The organism is Streptomyces sp. NPDC028289 (assembly GCF_055565975.1).
In genome coordinates this window covers 544793-562644 of the sequence record NZ_JBVHTI010000005.1, presented here as the reverse complement: position 1 = coordinate 562644, position 17852 = coordinate 544793, and the positions used below count along the sequence as shown (strand labels likewise).

The 17852-nt window shown below is 69.7% G+C and carries 11 protein-coding genes and 2 pseudogenes; 5 read left to right on the top strand and 8 right to left on the bottom strand.

Going from position 1 to position 17852, the window contains the following annotated elements; genetic code table 11:
• Positions 1 to 20 precede the first annotated feature (20 nt).
• Together ACZ4UV_RS27295 and ACZ4UV_RS27290 are read right to left on the bottom strand one after the other, a co-directional pair.
• Positions 21 to 1511, bottom strand: a complete 1491-nt coding sequence (locus ACZ4UV_RS27295) for a DEAD/DEAH box helicase (protein WP_467841366.1) — start codon at positions 1509 to 1511, stop codon at positions 21 to 23.
• Between the two features lie 179 nt (positions 1512 to 1690).
• Positions 1691 to 1894: a cold-shock protein gene (locus ACZ4UV_RS27290; protein ID WP_030342329.1), complete on the bottom strand. Its 204-nt coding sequence runs from the start codon at positions 1892 to 1894 to the stop codon at positions 1691 to 1693.
• A gap of 438 nt (positions 1895 to 2332) precedes the next feature.
• Here ACZ4UV_RS27290 and ACZ4UV_RS27285 point away from each other — a divergent pair.
• Positions 2333 to 2431: pseudogene (locus tag ACZ4UV_RS27285) on the top strand (VapC toxin family PIN domain ribonuclease); the annotation flags it as partial.
• A 672-nt stretch (positions 2432 to 3103) separates the two neighbouring features.
• Here ACZ4UV_RS27285 and ACZ4UV_RS27280 read toward each other — a convergent pair.
• The 3 genes from ACZ4UV_RS27280 to ACZ4UV_RS27270 all read right to left on the bottom strand — a co-directional run bounded on the left by ACZ4UV_RS27280 (position 3104) and on the right by ACZ4UV_RS27270 (position 9668).
• On the bottom strand, positions 3104 to 4675 hold the full coding sequence (locus ACZ4UV_RS27280; protein ID WP_467841363.1) for a hypothetical protein: 1572 nt from the start codon (positions 4673 to 4675) through the stop codon (positions 3104 to 3106).
• A gap of 1085 nt (positions 4676 to 5760) precedes the next feature.
• Positions 5761 to 7557: a sigma-70 family RNA polymerase sigma factor gene (locus ACZ4UV_RS27275; RefSeq protein WP_467841360.1), complete on the bottom strand. Its 1797-nt coding sequence runs from the start codon at positions 7555 to 7557 to the stop codon at positions 5761 to 5763.
• Between the two features lie 176 nt (positions 7558 to 7733).
• Positions 7734 to 9668, bottom strand: coding sequence for an autotransporter (locus ACZ4UV_RS27270; RefSeq protein ID WP_451022229.1), 1935 nt, complete (start codon positions 9666 to 9668; stop codon positions 7734 to 7736).
• Positions 9669 to 9962: 294 nt separating this feature from the next.
• Here ACZ4UV_RS27270 and ACZ4UV_RS27265 point away from each other — a divergent pair, with 294 nt between their 5' ends.
• The 3 genes from ACZ4UV_RS27265 (at position 9963) to ACZ4UV_RS27255 (ending at position 11589) form a co-directional block, all read left to right on the top strand.
• On the top strand, positions 9963 to 10133 hold the full coding sequence (locus ACZ4UV_RS27265; RefSeq protein ID WP_451022228.1) for a hypothetical protein: 171 nt from the start codon (positions 9963 to 9965) through the stop codon (positions 10131 to 10133).
• Between the two features lie 143 nt (positions 10134 to 10276).
• Entirely contained in the window at positions 10277 to 10807 is a 531-nt protein-coding gene (locus ACZ4UV_RS27260) for a SigE family RNA polymerase sigma factor (protein ID WP_384559506.1), read from the top strand.
• Positions 10804 to 11589 carry a hypothetical protein gene (locus ACZ4UV_RS27255; protein ID WP_451022227.1) on the top strand — a complete coding sequence of 262 codons (786 nt, stop codon included), beginning with the start codon at positions 10804 to 10806 and terminating at the stop codon, positions 11587 to 11589. Before ACZ4UV_RS27260 ends, ACZ4UV_RS27255 begins: the two co-directional genes overlap by 4 nt.
• Positions 11590 to 11649: 60 nt before the next feature.
• On the opposite strand, the pseudogene ACZ4UV_RS27250 reads toward ACZ4UV_RS27255, so the two are convergent.
• Positions 11650 to 11799, bottom strand: a pseudogene (locus ACZ4UV_RS27250) (hypothetical protein); the annotation flags it as partial.
• A gap of 68 nt (positions 11800 to 11867) precedes the next feature.
• On the opposite strand from ACZ4UV_RS27250, the gene ACZ4UV_RS27245 reads away from it, so the two are divergent.
• Positions 11868 to 14324 (top strand): non-reducing end alpha-L-arabinofuranosidase family hydrolase, encoded by a 2457-nt coding sequence (locus tag ACZ4UV_RS27245; protein ID WP_467841356.1) that lies wholly within the window; start codon positions 11868 to 11870, stop codon positions 14322 to 14324.
• A gap of 393 nt (positions 14325 to 14717) precedes the next feature.
• Here the strand turns inward: ACZ4UV_RS27245 and ACZ4UV_RS27240 are convergent, their stop codons facing one another.
• Complete coding sequence (locus ACZ4UV_RS27240; protein WP_467841353.1) at positions 14718 to 16403, bottom strand: RICIN domain-containing protein; 1686 nt, start codon at positions 16401 to 16403, stop codon at positions 14718 to 14720.
• Positions 16404 to 16929: 526 nt separating this feature from the next.
• Positions 16930 to 17835 carry a LysR family transcriptional regulator gene (locus ACZ4UV_RS27235; RefSeq protein ID WP_316770725.1) on the bottom strand — a complete coding sequence of 302 codons (906 nt, stop codon included), beginning with the start codon at positions 17833 to 17835 and terminating at the stop codon, positions 16930 to 16932.
• Positions 17836 to 17852: the final 17 nt, after the last annotated feature.

Genomic DNA, 17852 nt, shown 5'->3' with positions numbered 1-17852 from the left:
GCTCCGGGGTCGTACAGGGTCTAGGCCGCCGAGTCGACGGCGGTGCGCCGCTGCGCCCGGCGGCGCACCGCCGCGCCGGCGGGCCGCCCCTCGCCCGTGCGGCCCTGACGGCCACGGGACGGGGAAGACGTGCGGCGGGGACGCTCCACGGCCGGAGCGGTGATGACGACCGGGACACCGGACGGCGCCTGGGCGCCGGTGATGCGGCTCAGCTCCGCCTCACCCGAGCGCACCGGAGTGATGCGCGGTGAGATGCCGGCCGAGGCCATCAGTCGGCTCATGCCGCGGCGCTGGCCGGGTGTCACCAAGGTGACGACGCTGCCGGACTCCCCCGCACGGGCCGTTCGACCGCCACGGTGCAGGTAGTCCTTGTGGTCGCCGGGCGGATCCACGTTGACGACCAGGTCGAGGTTGTCGACGTGGATGCCGCGGGCCGCGACGTTGGTGGCGACCAGCACCGTGACGTGACCGTCCTTGAACTGGGCCAGGGTCCGGGTGCGCTGCGGCTGGGACCTGCCACCGTGCAGGGCGGCGGCGCGGACGCCGCTGCTGAGGAGGTGCTCGGTCAACCGGTCCACGGCGTGCTTGGTGTCCAGGAACATGATGACCCGGCCGTCCCGTGCCGCGATCTCGGTGGTCGTCCGGTGCTTGTCCGCGTCGTGCACGTGGAGTACGTGGTGCTCCATCGTGGTGACGGCACCGGCCGACGGGTCGACGGAGTGGACCACCGGGTCGGTCAGGTAGCGACGGACCAACAGGTCCACGTTACGGTCCAGGGTCGCCGAGAAGAGCATCCGCTGGCCCTCCGGCCGCACCTGGTCGAGCAGGGCGGTGACCTGGGGCATGAAGCCCATGTCGGTCATCTGGTCGGCCTCGTCCAGGACAGTGACGGCGACGTCCCGCAGTCGGCAGTCGCCCCGGTCGATCAGGTCCTTGAGCCGCCCCGGTGTCGCGACGACGACCTCGGCCCCGGCCCGCAGCGCACTCGCCTGCCTGCCGATCGACATTCCGCCGACCACAGTGGCCAGCCGCAGCCGGACGGCGCGGGCATACGGGGTGAGCGCGTCGGTGACCTGCTGGGCGAGTTCACGGGTGGGTACGAGGATCAGGGCCAGCGGCTCCCGTGGTTCGGCGCGCCGGCCTGCCGTGCGGGCCATTACCGCGAGGCCGAAGGCGAGCGTCTTGCCCGACCCGGTACGGCCACGACCGAGTACGTCACGGCCGGCCAGGGAGTTCGGCAGGGTCGCCGCCTGGATGGGGAACGGTACGGTCACGCCCTCGTGGCCGAGCGCGGCCAGCAACGGCGTCGGCATGGCGAGATCGGCGAACGTCTCGACGGCGGGCAACGCCGGTGTGGTCGTCTTCGGCGGTGCGAACTCGCCTTGTGCGGCCCGCCGGTTTCCGTTGCCCGTGGAGCGGCTCCGAACGCCGGAGCGGCCGACGGCAGCACTTCCTCCGACGCGGTCGTATGTGCGAGTCGTGCGTGTGCGAGTCGTGCGTGCACGGTTCATGTGGAACCTTCCTCGACGTGGGCGCGTATCAAGGAATTTCCGCAGCAGAACGAGCGGCGCAGAGAATCGCGAGAACGAGCCGAAAAAACAGGGCTGAATCGCCCTGAAAATGAAGCGAGCTGGGGCCCGCACCCCAAGGTGCGGGCCCCAGCTGCGAAGTATGCGTCAGTGCCGACGCGTCACGCGGGAACGATGTTCTCGGCCGTCGGGCCCTTCTGGCCCTGCGCGATGTCGAACGACACCTTCTGACCTTCCAACAGCTCACGGAAGCCCTGGGCGGCGATGTTGGAGTAGTGGGCGAAGACGTCGGGGCCGCCGCCGTCCTGCTCGATGAAACCGAAGCCCTTTTCCGCGTTGAACCACTTCACGGTGCCAGTAGCCATTTTGTTTCTCCTTCGGAGACGGTGTCAGGAATACGCTCTGTGCGCTTTCCATGTCGCCGTGATGATCAGCCGCCGGAAAAACCATTCTGGCAACCACACCTGCAACTGATACTGACAGTAGCACGCCGTGAGCGACCCCACGCGGTGAACAATTCCTGGCCGTCTCCCACCTCAGGAATACTTCTCGTGCGCCGTGTCGATTTCTCACTTCCCGACCACAGGAATTGCTCTCCCGGCCCGCACTGTTGCCGTCGAGCCTGTCCGGTCGCAGCGCCGTGACCTCCTTCGACGGCTTGGGCGCGGCTGCCGTCGCCATCAGCTGACGACATGCCGACGAACGCGCCGAGCCCCTGGCAGCGAGAGGAAGGCCACACGGCGGTTCCGGCGGGGCGACCGCGGCGGCCTTGCGGCCCGCGGGCCGATCGAGCTCCGCACTTGGACGCGATTCCCACCCTCGACCGGTGCGACTTCCGGGCTGTCTGCCCGCTGGGCCGCCACAAGGCATTCCGGGTGCTGCCCGACGATCCGCCACTTTGACGCGAGCGTCCTGGTACTGAAGTCCCATCCACAGACGGGACCTGGCCAGCCGTCGCCTTCAGGCGCAGGCGCACGTGACCCGGCCTCACCGAGGGAACGCCAGGCCGAGGGCCAGGACATGCGCACACTTGCCAAGTCGGCCACGAAACCTCAGGCCGTCGGCGCCCTTTGGCAAACGTGAGCGGTGGCTGCGTGGCATCCACCAAGCACTCGTGCCCTCCCTGCGCCCGATCTTCGTGGTGCTCGACGGGTAGGCGTCCGGGGGGCTCCAGCAACACACAGACCCCAGGTCACTGACCTGGGGTCTCATCATGGAGCGGGTGACGAGAATCGAACTCGCGCTCTCAGCTCGGGAAGCGACGGCGCTCGGGAAACCCGGGGTTCTTCTAGGCGTCTACGCTCCGATGTGCCGCCCTCAAGGGGCAGGTTCGCGCTGCTGCCAACCGTGGTCGACCGGTCTGAAGGGCACGCTCCGGGCACGCCCTCCGAGACGAGTCGCCGCAGGCCGTCCTCTGTGGCGGAGGCATGACCGAGTCCGGAAAGAAGCGTTGGCCGACGAGACGGCCTTGCACGGGCACATGAGGCAGCGGCAGAGCGGCGGACTCTGTCAGTCGGGCGTGGCCCGGATGTCGGATTCCTCCGGGCCGTCGGACCATCAAGGGAGCAACACCCTCAGCCTATGGCGTACGCCCGGTACACCGTCTCCACCGAGCTGTCTCCGGCGGAGTCCGTCACCTCGGAGCGCAGGGCGACGGCGCCGGACGCCGGGTTGTGGACGGACGCCTGCCAGGCCGATCCGGACCGCTTGACGGTCGCCGCCTTCCAGGTCTTGCCGCCGTCGGAGGACGACCAGACCCGGACGGACTTGGCGGTCACCTTGGTGAGCTTGATGTCGGGGCCCTGGGAGGCGCGCCCGGCGCTCACGTCGACCGTCGTGGTGCTGTTCGGCGCGGCCTGGTTGTGGCTGTTCAGCCCGGTAGGCAGAAAGCGGGTGAGGAAGACGGGCGCGACCATCGCCTTGGCCGGGTCGGACACCTTGAAGTGCCAGTCGAGGGTCGCCCGCGGCGACAGCATGCCGGCCGGGAAGGTGATGCCCGGGCGGTAACGGTGGGCGTCGACGGTCAGGCGATACCAGCCGGCCGAGCGGACAGGGGCATCGAACTCGGTGGGCCCGGTGCGCCAGTCGGTCAGAGTCTGCTTCTTGACCGTGGTGCTGCTCTTGGACAGGACCACCGTCTCCTTCGTTATGTCCCCCCAGTCGCCGCCGATGTCGAGGTCGCCGATCAGGGCGTCCGGCAGGAAGGTGACGGACTTCTGCCCGAGCAGCGGCAGATTGCGCATGGGGCCCCATGCAGCCCGACCGAAGGACTGGGTGAGGCTCTGCCCCGCCTTCAGAGTCCTGAGCTTCGGAAAGCCGCCGCTGACGTCGTCGCCGTTGCTGCCGAAGATGTCGTCGCGCGGCTGCCAGGTTCCGGGAGTCAGATGGACGGTGGCGCTGTACGGGGCGTTGTCGTCGCGCACCTGGGCCATCAGGTCGGTCGTGCAGTCATCGGTCTTCGGCGCCGCCTGGAGCGCGGTGTCGACCTGAGTACCCATCTGCGTTCCGGCGCGCACCGAGAAGCGCATCGTCGCAAGCCCCGACCGCTTGAACGACCCGCCGGGCGCCGCCGGGATGCCCGTGGTCTTCTTCACGGCGACATAGCTGTCGTTGCCCGACCACTGCGCGAGGTACCCGAACTGCAGCAGCTTGGAGGAGTTCGGGATGGCGTAAAGGGCTCCCTCGTCGTTCCAGCCACCCGCGCTGAAGGCGGAGGGCATGTCACCGACGGTGGCGGCGCACACCTGCGCGCTGATCCGCGGCGGCCCGGTCACGTCGGCAGGGGTGTCGAGCGCCACCTTGACGAGCTTGCCCTTACGCGCGTCGAGCGTCACCGACTTGCTGCCCGACACCTGTACGACCTGAGCGCCGATGGTGTCGGTGCCCAGACCGTCGGTAGTGCTCTCGTATAAGTCGGTCATCGCGAGGTAGCGCCCCGACGGCAGGCTGATCCGCTTGCCGGACTTGACGCTGTACGTCTGCCCGGACGGCACGGCGACGACGGTGACCGTCGTCGAGACCTTGCCGCCGTGCCGCCCCAGCGTGGTGACCGTCAGCGAGCCCGACGCCGCCTGCGCGGAGGCGGCCGAAGCGAGCAGCGGTACCAGCGCGGCCACCCCGACGAAAGCAAGCGATCTTCGTGACACCGTCGTCAACTCCCCCTCAGGCCAACAATTTTGGCCATCATAGGATCGCCACGCAGACGGCAGTTCACGTCAGGAGATGCACCTGATCAAGGTGTGACAAAAAATCACGTGGCCGGCCAACGTCACGCGACGGTTCATCGACCTGTACGAGGAGATCGACCTCCCGCCAGTCCGGCTCCACGACCTCCGCCACGACGCCGCGACGCCGCGACGCCGGCCCACGCGGCCGGGGCCGACCTGAAGGACATCCAGGAGATGCTCGGCCACTCCTCGATCACCATCACGGCCGACACCTACACGAGCCTGCTTCCCGAGGCGGATCTGGCGATCGCCGAGGCCGCAGCCCAGCTCGAACCGCGCGCCCGCGCCGCCTCCAGGAACGCTGCTCCGGAAGCCAAGGCCGAGGCCGAGGCGGCGGAGGCGAACGTGCCGGGCGGTGCTGATCCGTCCGGAGAGATATCGGGGCCTCGCGCCCCGTCCGCTCACGCAAACGGCCCCGGGCGAGGAGTCCGAGGCCGAGTAGAACCCCGCCAGGATCGAATCCTTGCCGGGTGCGCTCGCCGGTGCTACCTGATGTTGTTTTCCCTGGTCAGCAACGTGCGGGCCGTGCACTCAATCCCGCGCATGACGCTCCGTGCCGGACAGTCCGGCAGCAAGGGGCAACCCTCAACACGCTTTCCACATGGTGGTGCCACCGCAGCACCGTGTCCCGACGCATCAGCAGCCGCGGGCTGGGCAGCACGTCCTTCGGGAGCCGGTGCAGCGGCGCCGCCGTGAATGCCCGAGCACCCGGGGGGGAACCGCACCCTCTTCTTGCCGGGTCGGCGGTCCAGGACGGTGATCTGATGGCGCGGGACGAGGATCGCGACGTCCTTGTCTCTGTCGCTCGTCGCCAGCAGACACAGCATGGCGAACGCGTTCGTGACAGGCCAGTCGCAGCAGCACGGCCGATCACCATGTCGCAGCGACCGCCAACTGCGGGAAAGCACAGGCGCAAGCGGCCGCGGTCGCCGAACTGCACACCGGCTCCCACCAGGGCGGAGTTTTCGGCAAGGGCACCGCCCCGCCTGGGCAACCGCCCATGGTCAGGACACGACGGAGCGCTGGGGCACGGTGCCCGCCTCGGTCGGCGTGGAGCGGGTGGTGTACTGCGGTACGGGGGCGTCGTCGCGGCCGGTGTCGCGCACGAGTCCGTACCGTTCGCGGTCGGCGGAGTGCGGGGACGGGGGACTGGCGATGTCGTCGGCTGTCTCCTGCCAGGAGGAGGGCAGGACGTCGAGGTTGTAGTCGGCCTGGGTCTCGTTGAGGTGGAGTGTGACGCTGCCGTCGAGGTAGTAGTACTCGTTCTGCCACATCTGCTGGGCTCCCGGCGGCAGGGTGATCAGTCCTTGCTGCCGGTTGCCCATCCAGGTGCCGCCGGCGGTGGCGCCCGGCTGACGGTCGTCCATGCGGTGGCCGCCGCCCGAGGCCACGTGGAACAGCCTTCCTCGCAGTCCGGTCCACGAGGGCATGGTCAGCAGCCCGGGGCGCAGCCCGTACATCACGTCCCAGTGGACGGTGAAGTAGCCCTTCCCGCGCAGTACCACCGTGTCCCCGCGGTGGACGAGCTGGTAGCCGTCCAGGTGTCTCTTGAGCCCCGTCATCGTCACCGCGGTCTGCGGGCGGTGGGGCAATGCGGCGGGCGGCCGGTCCGGCGGTGGCGCGCTGTCCACGGTGTCGACCACGGACCCGTACCGCGGCCGGGGCGAGGGATGCGAGACGGCCGAGCCCAGTACCGGTGCCGGCCGTGACGGTGATGCGGATGCGGATGCCGATGCCGATGCGGTGAGCGAGGGCGCGGGTGCCGGGCGGCCGGAAGCCGTCGGGGCGGTGGCCGGACGCGCCGACGGGCTGGACCATGGGGCCGCGTACACGAGCACGCCACCGCCCACGGCGAGCAGCGCACTCGCCGCCACCACGGCCTTCGCGGTGAGGCTCGCCCCGGCGGTCCCTGCCGTCCCTGCCGTCCCCGCCGTCGCGGAACCCCCGCTGCCTGAAGTGGCCGTGGTGCCGGCCTGGCCGGCCGCCGCCGCGTGCGTTCCCGCGGACAGCCACGGGCGCCAGGCCAGCAGTGCCGCCGGCACGGGCAGGAGGGCCAGGGACGCCAGCAGTCCTTCCGGGGCCAGCATGCCTTCCTCGTGGCGCACGCACCGCGGGCACTGCCGCACATGGCGGCCGAGGCGTTTGCGCCACAGGCCGCTGGGGGCCCCGTTCCAGTCCAGGGTCAGCCGGGTCAGTTCCCCGCATGCGGGCCTGGCCGCGAGGGCTCGGACGATGACGCGGGAGGTGTGCAGGCGCTCCTTCATGCGTTGCACCCGTACAGCCGCTTGATGGCCGGTCATGTCCAGAGCGGAGGCGAGCTCGGCCCGGGCGAGCCGGCCGGCCGTCTCCAGCCACCACAGTGACAGCAGCTCCCGGTCGTCCTCGTCGAGCCAACGGGTCGCGCGCACGGACTCCTCGCGCTGTCCGGACAGCCGCAGGTCGAGGATGACCCCCTCGGCGAAGTCGGCAGCCGGGTCGGGCCGGTGCTCAGCCGCGTCGAACGCCGCTCCCGTCGTCTCCCTCCTGCCGCGCCTGCGGATGTGGTCGCGGACCTCGTTCACGGTGATGGTGATCACCCAGGACCGGAACGCCTCCGGGCGCTCCAGTCCCCCGATGCCGCGCAGGATGCGCATCATCGTCTCCTGGACGATGTCGTCGACGTCGTCGCGGTACGGGTGCGCACGCGCCGCGACGCTGTAGACCAGCGGAAGGGTCCGGGAGCTGAGCTCTTCCAGGGCGTCGCGATCGCCGGCCCGGGCCGCGGCAATCACGTCGGCCGCGGGCGCGGCATGCCTTGGCATCGGGTCTCCCTTCGACCTGACGCGGGTACGAAGCCCCGCTCGCGCCGACCGGGCCGGGTTGCGGGGGCCCGCGGGCAATCGCCGTCGCTATCACACACACCGTGGCAGCGCGCTCATCGTAAGGGGTGAGCGCTGACAGCCATGGGCGGGCCGGTGGAATCCGTGGCGGCCGGGGATCAGCGGGAGTGACGCGGGGACGTACGCGGACGCGAGCGGACGCGCACGAAGCCGAAGACCGCGGCGACGCCGGCGAGAACGACGCCCGCCAGTCCTGTGAGGGCCCACAGAGCACCCAAGTTGCTGCCGGTGTCCGCCATGGCGCCGGTGTCCGCCATGGTGCCGGTGGGGGCGCCCAGGGGGGTGGCCGCTCGGCCGGTCCGGGACGGGGAGGGCGCCGGTGTCGTCGCGGCGGAGGAGGGGAGAGCGGTGAGCACGGTGCGGGCGCCGGCCCGGCTGACGGAGAAGCGCGCCCCGCCGAGGGCGAGACCGGTACCGGAGACTGTTGCGGTCGTCGAACCGACGGTCAGCTCAGGGGATTTCCGGGGAAGGAGGATCTTCGCGCCGGTGACGACCCGCAGCCTGCGCAGGGTCGTGTCGCGTGCCTTGCTGAGATCCAGGACGGCCGAGGAACCGGTCAGAGAGACCGCGCTGGATGTCCGCAGAGAGGTCCCGGAGACGATCAGCCGGCCTTTGGCCACGGTGGTGGCGCCGGTGTAGGCGGCGCTGGTGACGGTGGTGGCCGCGGCTCCGCTCTGCGTCACCGATCCGGCACCGGTCACCGCCGGGAGGGAGGTGGATGTCCCGGTGTTGCGGAGCACGAGTGAACCGTTGTCGATCACTTTGTCGAGGGCTCCGCCGGTGTGGAGGCTCCCGTCGCCGCCCGCGGCCCCGGAGCCGAGACGGAGGGTCGCGTTCCTGTCGATGGTGGTGGATCCGTCGTAGTACTGCGCTGCTGCGAAGGTCACGTCGTTGCCGTTGGTGCCGGCGATGACGACGTCCCCGGCGCCGGGAGCGCTGAGGGTGTCGTGATACATGCCGCCGCCGATGGGCGCGCCCAGGGTCACCGGTCCGTTGTAGTCGAAGGTGAGCCGGGAGCGCTGCCGTCTGGCGTGCAGGTTGATGTAGACCGTCTGCGCCGTGCCGGGCATGAAGATCTGGTGCGTTGTCCCGTCGCCCCACTGGACGTCGGCGCCCTCGATGTTGGTGCCGCGCTTGTTCAGTTTGTGGGCCACGGGCCGCCAGTTCAGTCCGGGGTCGCTCAGCGACGGCGCCGCCCCGTCGCCGCTGTCGCTCCAGCTGTAGACGCCGGTGAGGATCACCTTGCTGCCCGGGCGGGAGTGCACATTGACGTCGTTGCCGTACTCGTGGCTGTAGAAGTTCTGCCGCTGTACGACGGTGTGGTTGAGCGGGGTGTCGATGATCCATGAACCGCGGTTGACGACGGAGCGGGCGTTGGGCAGTTCGGCGGCACAGGTGGTGCTCGCGAAGTTGACGCCCGTGCCGTTGTCGAAGATGCCGGAGAACGGGTTGGTGCCACAGATCTGGAGCGTTCCCCACATGTTCCGGGGCTGGGTGACCAGGCCGGAGCCGCTGATGATGCCCAGGTTGAACAGCCGGGTCAGCGACAGACGCAGGGTTCCGTCCACCCGGATGTTGTCCTGGTTCTGCTGGTAACCGGGCGTGTTGTACGGGAAGGACCCGATCAGGCCGGTCGTACCGCCGGTGCCGTACTGGAGGGTTGCCCCCGCGTCCACGGTGACCGCGGGCTCGTCGGGACTGCCGACCACGACGTACGGGTGGTTGCCGCCCGGGACCTGGACCCTCTGGTGCTGCCGGGAGTGCGGCAGGGTGAAGGTGCTGTCCTTGGCGAGGACCAGCGTGCCGCTGCCGGACACGCGAAGGGCTCCTTCACCGCTGATCACACCGGTGTACGTGTGGGTTCCCTGCGGGACGCGCACGACCGCGTCACCGGTCAGGACGACATCACGGTTCGCCAGGACGGCCGAGGTGATGTCGCCGTCTGCGGCGACCGCGCTGCCCACCGCGACCACCGGTGTGACGGCTCCCGCGACGAGAGCCGACGCCAGGACAAGGTGCCAAGATCGATTCATCGAGTCAGGGTGCTTCCTGAAGTGCTGGTGATCCTTACGGACGTGAAGACCGGTGGCCGGCCACCGGGATCTCGAAAACCCGGAGAAGTTCTCCATACGGAAGCCATCTGGGTCCTGGGGAACGGTTCCCTTTTGTGCCGTGCACCGGTCGCCGGGAAAACAGCGTCGGGGCGGCAACCTTCTCGTCCTCTGCGGCAACTGTGATCCGGAAGGCCGAGTCGAACTACCGGATGGACGGGCATGAGGGCAACGAAGCACGCCGCGCCGCAACCGTGGCGCGGGCGCGGACTGGTCATGGGCATTCCCTTGGCGCTGCTGGACGTCGGTGTGCCGGCGTCCCGTCCCCCGGGGAGCGGAACCGGTGTCAGGATCACCGACATCCACGGGGAGCGGCTGACCGTCGACGGCACCGCCGTGCAGCCGGACGTCGCGCAGCCGACCGGCGTCCAGTTCGCCCGGCATTGACCAGCCCGCCGGTCAGCCTTCACCGCCCCGCAACCGAGCGCGACCGCTGTTCGAATCCCGGGCTGGGCACTGTTAGGCTGCGCTCCCCGTTGTTAAACGCGCAACCAACGCGCACATCATTGCCAGGAGAGGGCGACCGGGGGATGGTCCTCGATGACGCGTCCGCGGAGTTCCACGAATTCTTCGAACGCCACTATGCCGAACTCGCCCGTCTGGCACACCTCCTGACCGGTGAGACCGACGCGGCGGACGACCTCGCGGCGGATGCCCTGGTCGCCCTGTGGCAGCGCTGGGACCGGTTGCGGCAGGCCGACCACCCGCTCGCCTACGCCCGCGGTGTGGTGGCCAACCTGGCGCGGGGACGGATCCGCAGCGCGGTGCGCGAGCGACGCCGGATCACGCTGTTCTGGTCCCGCAGCCCCGAGAAGGTGGACGGGCCGGACATGGCGGCCGTGCTGGACGTCCGCGCGGCGCTCGCCCGGCTGCCGTTCCGCAAGCGCGCCTGCGTGGTGCTGCGGCACGCCTTCGACCTGTCGGAGAAGGACACGGCGGCGGCGCTGGGCATCTCGGTCGGAACGGTGAAGAGCCAGACCTCGAAGGGAATGGCCGAGCTGGAAAGGATACTGGGCGCACGAGCGGCCGGGGACCTGGTGGCGGGGAGGAGGAACCGGTGAACGAGGAGATCGACCGTCGGCTGCGCGAGGCCGCCGAGGCCCACCGGCCCGACCGTGCGAGGATGCTGGCCCGGGTGCAACGCGGCATGGCCGGCCCCGCCGTCCGTCACCGCGCGCGGCCGTTCGCGAGGTCCGGGACCAGGGTCGCGCTCGCCGGGCTCGCCGCCACCGGCATCCTGGCGACCGGCGGCCTCGCCGTCGCCGCCATCGTCGCCACCCCGTCGCCGTCGCCCACCGTGACCACGCCTGCCACCCCGTCCCCGACCGTCAGCTCCCCGCACCCGACATCGGCCCGCCCCACCCCCGTCGCGCCGGCCCCGGCCACCACCCCGGGCAGCTCGCGCCCGACTCCGCCGGCCACCAGTCCATCGCCGGCCGCCGGCGAGAGCCGGAACGGGCCGCTGTGGTCGGCCGGCTCGGTGGACCCGGGCAGCACCGTCTACTGGACGCAGAGCAACCTCGCCCTCAAGACGACCCAGCCGCTCACCTCGCTCACGGTCGAGATGCGGATCGTGCAGACCGGCGGGGTGAAGAACACCGGCACCTGGCAGACCCTGCCGAGTGGTGACTTCACCGTCACCGTCCAGGAGGCCGGCGGCACGCTGGTCTACCGCTGGGTCCTCAAGCCGGGCCTGACCGTGCCGGCCGGGAGCCATGAGTTCGCCGCGCAGTTCAACAACGGCACCAGTGTCCGCAGTGCCGCGGGCGACGGCTACCGCGTCGACGGGCAGGGTTCGGGCGGCTCCGCGTCGGTCCGGGGAGGGTTCGTCCCGGCCCGGTGAACGCCGCTGTGCGGCAAGGGGACGAGGTCCCCTTGCCGCACAGGCTCGATGGGAGAACAAGTACCCGAACCGCTGGTACGGGGTCCAGTCGGCCGGCCCGGCGTTGGTCCCGTCGCCGTAGGTGGCCTTCATGGTGGCCTGCAGGTCGCCGTGGAGCTGGGTTGGGGATGGCGACGGCGGCCGTGAACATTCTTCCCTCGATCGCGGCAACCTTTGTGTGCGTGGCGGCAACTGGCGGATGACCGGGGCCGGATCAAGGCCCGCTGTGTCAGAAGGACATGCCGTTGTCAGATCAGAACCGCTCTCATCGCCGCCGTCCGGCAACCCGCCGCGTGCTCACCGCCGCCGTGGTCCTCGCCGCCGCGGGTGCTGCCGTACCCCTGGTCGCCCAGGCCGCACACACACCGAAGGCCCGCCCCCTGGCCGGTGCAGCGGCCGGCAGCGGCCGCTACTTCGGCACGGCAGTGGCCTCGGGCAGGCTCGGCGACTCGACGTACTCCGCCGTTCTCGACCGGGAATTCAACATGATCACCCCGGAGAACGAGATGAAGTGGGACACCACCGAACCCTCCCGCGGGAACTTCGACTTCGCCCCCGCCGACTCGATCGTGGGCCACGCCACCGCGCACGGCCAGCGACTGCGCGGGCACACCCTGGTCTGGCACTCCCAACTGCCGAGCTGGGTCAAGTCCATCACCGACGCCAACACCCTGCGTAGTGTGATGGACAAGCACATCACCACCGAGATGACCCACTTCAAGGGCAAGATCTACGCCTGGGACGTGGTCAACGAGGCGTTCGCCGACGGCGGCAGCGGTCAGCACCGCAGCTCGGTCTTCCAGGACGTGCTGGGCAACGGCTTCATCGAGGAGGCGTTCCGCACCGCGCGGGCCGCCGATCCCTCGGCCAAGCTCTGCTACAACGACTACAACATCGAGAACTGGACCGACGCCAAGACGCAGGGCGTCTACGCGATGGTCAAGGACTTCAAGTCCCGCGGTGTACCGATCGACTGCGTCGGCTTCCAGAGCCACTTCGGCGCAGGCGGCCCGCCGGCCGGCTACCAGACCACCCTGTCCAAGTTCGCCGCGCTCGGCGTGGACGTTCAGATCACCGAGCTCGACATCGCCCAGGCGTCGCCGACGGCGTACGCCAACGCCGTCCAGGCGTGCATGAGCGTCGCCCGCTGCACGGGCATCACGGTGTGGGGGATCAGGGACAGCGACTCGTGGCGCACCGGTGAATACCCGCTGCTGTTCGATGCGGGCGGCAACAAGAAGCCCGCCTACGACGCGGTGCTCACCGCCCTGGGCGGCAGCAGCGGCGGGGGCACGGCGGGCGGCGGCACGACGGCCGGGGGCATCACCTCCGGCACCGTCTACACGATCTCCAACGCGGCCGCCGGGCGCGTTCTCGACGAGCCCGCGGGATACAAAGGCAATGGCACCCCGCTCCAGGTGTGGGACGCCGGCGGTGCCTCCAACCAGCAGTGGCGGGCCGCCCGGAACAGCGACGGCTCCTACACGCTGACCAACGTCGCCAGCGGCCGGGTACTGGACGAGCCGGGCAACCAGACGGCCAACGGGACGAGGATGACGGTCTGGGACTCCAACGGTGGCGCCAACCAGCACTGGCGGGCCGCCCGGAACAGTGACGGCTCCTACACGCTGACCAACGTCGCCAGCGGCCGGGCGCTGGAGATCCCCGGCGGTCGGACCGCCAACGGCACTCCCGTCCAGGTCTGGGACACCAACGGCGGCGGCGCCAACCAGCACTGGAACTTCAAGCCGACCGGGGGGTCGGCGGCGCCGAAGAGCAACACGTGTGCTCTTCCGTCGACGTACCGGTGGACGTCGACGGGTGCGTTGGCGCAGCCGGCGAACGGGTGGGACGCGGTGAAGGACTTCACCACCGTGACGTACACCGGCAAGCACCTGGTCTACGCGTCGAACGTGGCGGGATCGTCGTACGGCTCGATGATGTTCAAGCCCTTCACGAACTGGTCGGACATGGCCTCGGCCGGCCAGACCGGCATGAGCCAGAAAGCGGTGGCGCCCACACTGTTCTACTTCGCGCCCAAGAACATCTGGGTGCTGGCGTCCCAGTGGGGCGCGTCGACCTTCGTCTACCGCACGTCGAGCGACCCCACCAACCCCAATGGCTGGTCCGCGCCGCAGCCGCTGTTCACCGGCAGCATTCCCAGCACCGAATCCGCCACCGGCCCGATCGACCAGACCCTGATCGCCGACGACAAGAACATGTACCTGTTCTTCGCCGGCGACAACGGCAAGATCTACCGGGCGAGCATGCCGATCGGGAACTTCCCGGGCAGCTTCGGCTCCTCGTACACGACGGTCATGAGCGACACGGTCAAGAACCTGTTCGAGGCGCCGCAGGTCTACAAGGTCCAGGGCCAGAACCAGTACCTCATGATCGTCGAGGCACGGGGGGCGAACGAGCAGCGCTACTTCCGCTCGTTCACCGCCACCAGCCTGAGCGGTTCCTGGACCCCGCAGGCGGCCACTGAGAGCAACCCCTTCGCGGGCAAGGCCAACAGCGGTGCCACCTGGACCAACGACATCAGCCATGGTGACCTGGTCCGCAACAACCCCGACCAGACCATGACCGTCGACCCCTGCAACCTGCAGTTCCTCTACCAGGGCAAGTCCCCTGCGGCGAGCGGCCCCTACGACCGGCTGCCGTGGCGGCCGGGCGTCCTCACCCTGCAGCGCTGACCGCTATTCACCGCCTCGTCGAGGAACCCCAGCCGTGTGCCGGCTGGGGTTCCCATCGTTCGGGGATCAGACGGAGGCTCGGCGAGGCTTGTCGGGCTGATGGGTGTGCTCCTGGTCCTGCGCGCGTGGGCACCGGCGTCCCGGGCCGCATTCACCTTCCGCCGCAGCGACGCATTCATCGACCGGGACGGCCCGCACTCCCCCGGCCTCGCGGTCGAACTCGGCTTCCCCGCCGTCACCTGTCAGCACGATCGTCCCCTTCGCCGAGGCCGCCTCGATCGGCGCCCGCACCGACGGCGGCATGGCCGGCGCCGCCCGGAGAAGTCCTCAGCCCGGCGAAGACGACGAAATGCGCCCCCATCGAAGCGATGGGGGCGCATTCGTCAGCTTCGCCTACTTGAGTGCTGTACCGCCCGAGTTGTGGTACGCGATCGTCTTGTTGATCAGGTTTCCGCCGTCGGTTTCGACCGAGGTCTGTTCCTGCTGTCCTGGACCGAAGAGCAGGCCGGCGACATGGGCTTTCGCGACCTGGTCCAGGTGCCCGAAGAGCCAGTCCACCTTGTCGTCCTTGTAATGGTTGAGGGTGTTGTTCTGCGCCATGTTGCCCACGGGGATCTGCCACAGGACCACCGGCTTGCCCACGGACTCGGCCATCGTCTTGTAGAACTGCAGTGCGGCGGCGGCCTTCTGGTCGGTCCAGAAGTGGTCACTGCCGCCGTGGGCGGGCTGTGCGTACCAGCCTGCGTCGCGGTCCGACACGTCGGTGGCCAGGAAGTCGGCGTTCTGCGCCCCGAGGTTCGCGTAGTCCTTGACGCATGCCTGTGTGTCGGTCTGCCAGTCGAAGCAGGAAAGGTGCAGCCCCACGGCGGTGTTCGGCGCGTACTTGTGCGCCATCGAGATCAGGCAGCGGGAGAGTCCGGCGGCGCTGTTCTCCTGGGATCCGCAATCGGTCGGGTTGGCGCCCGAGACCTGTGCGGGAACCTGGTGCGGATTGCCGAGCGACCGGACGTAGCCCCAGAAGTCGGGCTCAAGGTCGATCGCTTCGTGCGACGTGCCGATCTTCTGGAGGAAGAACCGGTAGTCGTTCAGGTACCGGGTGAGCAGGTCGAGCCGGTTGATGGCCTTGACCTCGCCCGGACCGTCGCCCTCCCCTGCCGCATCCCCGAGGTCGCGCAACGAGTACCAGGTCCAGAGCATCTTCTGCGGACGCGCGCTGCCCTTGTACGTCGCCTGGGCCGCCACGCTGTCCCGCCAGGTCACGTAAGTGCCGGGCGCCGTGGTGCTGCCGTTCCAGCAGCCCCACCAACCCGACCAATCGTCGTGGCAGCGCGCTGCCGAGTAGTAGTCCGACGAGGGCGCGGGCTGGCTGTGCACATAGGCGTACCGCACGTCGAACGGCGCGGCGGCCGCCGAGGCGTCGGACATCGAGCCGCCGATGAGCACCGTGCTGCTGCCCATGAAACGCGTCGTCGAGCTGCCGCCACCGGCCACGGGAGACGGCGTCGACGACGGGTGCGAGCTGCTCGGAGCCGGGCTGGTGGGAACGCTGCTGCTCGGCGCGGAGGGCGTACCGGAGCTGCCGACACTCCCGGCCGGGACGAGTTGCCACTGCTGATCGGCGCCGCCCCGGTCGCGGTTCTGGACGACGTGGCCCCCGTCGGCCTTGGCGGCGTTGTGGACATCGACGGCCATGCCACTGAAGCGATTGACCAGACGCACGTAGCCGTCCGACGACTTGGCCAGTTTGAACTGCTGGTTGGTGCCGTTCAGGTCTTTCCACTGCACGATGGCGGAGCCGGCGGTCTTCGACCAACCGAGGTCGTCCAGCACCTTGCCGGAGTTCCGGTTCTGCAGCCGGTAGTACCCGTCACCCGCGTCGATGAACCGCCACTGCTGGTTGGCCCCGCCGTGACGGCTCCACTGCACCACCGCCGCGCCGTCGTTCTTGGCGGAGGCGCGGTCGTCCAGCACCTTGCCGCTGTTGCGGTTGACCAGCACGTACCACTTCTTCAGATCCAGGGTCTTCGGCTGCGCCGAAGCCTGGCTGACCACGACAGCCGAGCCGGTCACGACCACCATGGCGAGACCCGCCCAGAGACCCCGACGCGCGAGCAACCGACGGCCACGATGCTTCGGACGACCACCGCGCGCGCCGCCGTCGGCACGGTGGCCGCCGACGGGGGACGCCACCGATGACGTGGGTGGGCCGGGGACATGTCTGTGCTCTCGTTCCAGGGACACGCCTGTGCTCTCTTTCAGCCGTTGCATCTGACCGACCACCTGGCCGGACAGCACCGAGTGGTCCCAGAGGCCGAAAAGGTTGCCGCGAAGAGCCACAGAATTTTTTTCGCCTCGCCCAAGGGGTCCGGGGTGCGGTGGCGGAAGAACAGGGCCGATCCCAGGGTCACCCCGCGTGCCCGCAGCGGCACTGCCATGACGGAGTGGATTCCGACGCGGTGCGTCAGATACAGGCCGAGAGCCCCAACGTATGGCCAGGTTGCTTGCCGCCGACGGTGGCCCACGTCCAACACCGAAGTGCGGGGCCTGGGTTCCCCGCGGTGAGCGCGACGGTTCCGCGACCGGTGGGCGTGGTTCGGTGTCAGCGTCAGGGGGTTCGGGCCTCGGCGGCGTCGCGGAGGAGTCCGGCGAAGGTCAGGGCGGCGGGGGTGAGGGAGTGGTCGGCCATGCGAACCAGCAGGATGCGGCGGATGGGAGCTGGCGGTTGGAGGGGCAGGGCGTTCACGCCGGGTCGGATGCCCTCCAGGGCCAGGGTGGGGGCGAGGGCGACGCCGATGCCGGCGGCGACCATGGCCTGGGCTTCCTGGTAGTCGTGGGCCTCGTAGGCGATGTGGGGCTCGAAGCCGACGGCGCGACAGCCGCGGACGAGGGCTTCGGCCACCGGGTGATGGTCGGCGCGGGTGATCCAGGGGTCGTGTGCGAAGTCGGCGAGTGAGGCGGCGTCGCGGCCGGCGAGTGGATGGTGGTCGCTGACGAGAAGGGCAGGCGGGTCATCGAGAAGTGGGGTGATGACAATGTCCTCCCGGTCGATTCGGCTCCAGTCGTAGTCCCACATGAGGGACATCTCGATCTCCCGGTTCTCCAGCATCGTCCAGAGCCCGGCGATGCGGGCGCTGCGGACGGTCAGCCGTACGTCGGGGTGGGCGTCCCGGAAGGCGATCACGGCCTGTGGGAGGAGCGAGGCGCCGACGGTGGGGAAGGTGCCGATGCGCAGGGTGCCCGCGCGCAGGCCGGCGTAGTCGGCGAGTTCGTTTTCCGCGGCCCGCAGTTCGCGTTCGATCCGGTGCCCTCGTTCGGCCAGCGCCCGTCCGGCGTCGGTGAGGGTGACACCCCGGGCGTGGCGTTCCAGCAGGGGCTGTCCTGCCTCCGCTTCCAGGCGGCTGACCTGCTGCGATACCGCTGACGGGGTGTAGTTCAGGGCGCGGGCTGTCGCGGTCACCGAGCCGCGCCGGGCGACCTCCGTGAACAGCAGGATGCGCCGGACATCGAGCATGCCGCCACCTCCAGCGT

What these genes read in the sequence shown, in the direction of transcription:
- ACZ4UV_RS27295 (WP_467841366.1), bottom strand. Translation starts at nt 1,511, where the DNA reads ATGAACCGTGCACGCACGACTCGCACACGCACGACTCGCACATACGAC.
- ACZ4UV_RS27290 (WP_030342329.1), bottom strand. Translation starts at nt 1,894, where the DNA reads ATGGCTACTGGCACCGTGAAGTGGTTCAACGCGGAAAAGGGCTTCGGT.
- ACZ4UV_RS27275 (WP_467841360.1), bottom strand. Translation starts at nt 7,557, where the DNA reads ATGCCAAGGCATGCCGCGCCCGCGGCCGACGTGATTGCCGCGGCCCGG.
- ACZ4UV_RS27270 (WP_451022229.1), bottom strand. Translation starts at nt 9,668, where the DNA reads ATGAATCGATCTTGGCACCTTGTCCTGGCGTCGGCTCTCGTCGCGGGA.
- ACZ4UV_RS27265 (WP_451022228.1), top strand. Translation starts at nt 9,963, where the DNA reads ATGGGCATTCCCTTGGCGCTGCTGGACGTCGGTGTGCCGGCGTCCCGT.
- ACZ4UV_RS27260 (WP_384559506.1), top strand. Translation starts at nt 10,277, where the DNA reads ATGGTCCTCGATGACGCGTCCGCGGAGTTCCACGAATTCTTCGAACGC.
- ACZ4UV_RS27245 (WP_467841356.1), top strand. Translation starts at nt 11,868, where the DNA reads ATGCCGTTGTCAGATCAGAACCGCTCTCATCGCCGCCGTCCGGCAACC.
- ACZ4UV_RS27240 (WP_467841353.1), bottom strand. Translation starts at nt 16,403, where the DNA reads ATGGTGGTCGTGACCGGCTCGGCTGTCGTGGTCAGCCAGGCTTCGGCG.
- ACZ4UV_RS27235 (WP_316770725.1), bottom strand. Translation starts at nt 17,835, where the DNA reads ATGCTCGATGTCCGGCGCATCCTGCTGTTCACGGAGGTCGCCCGGCGC.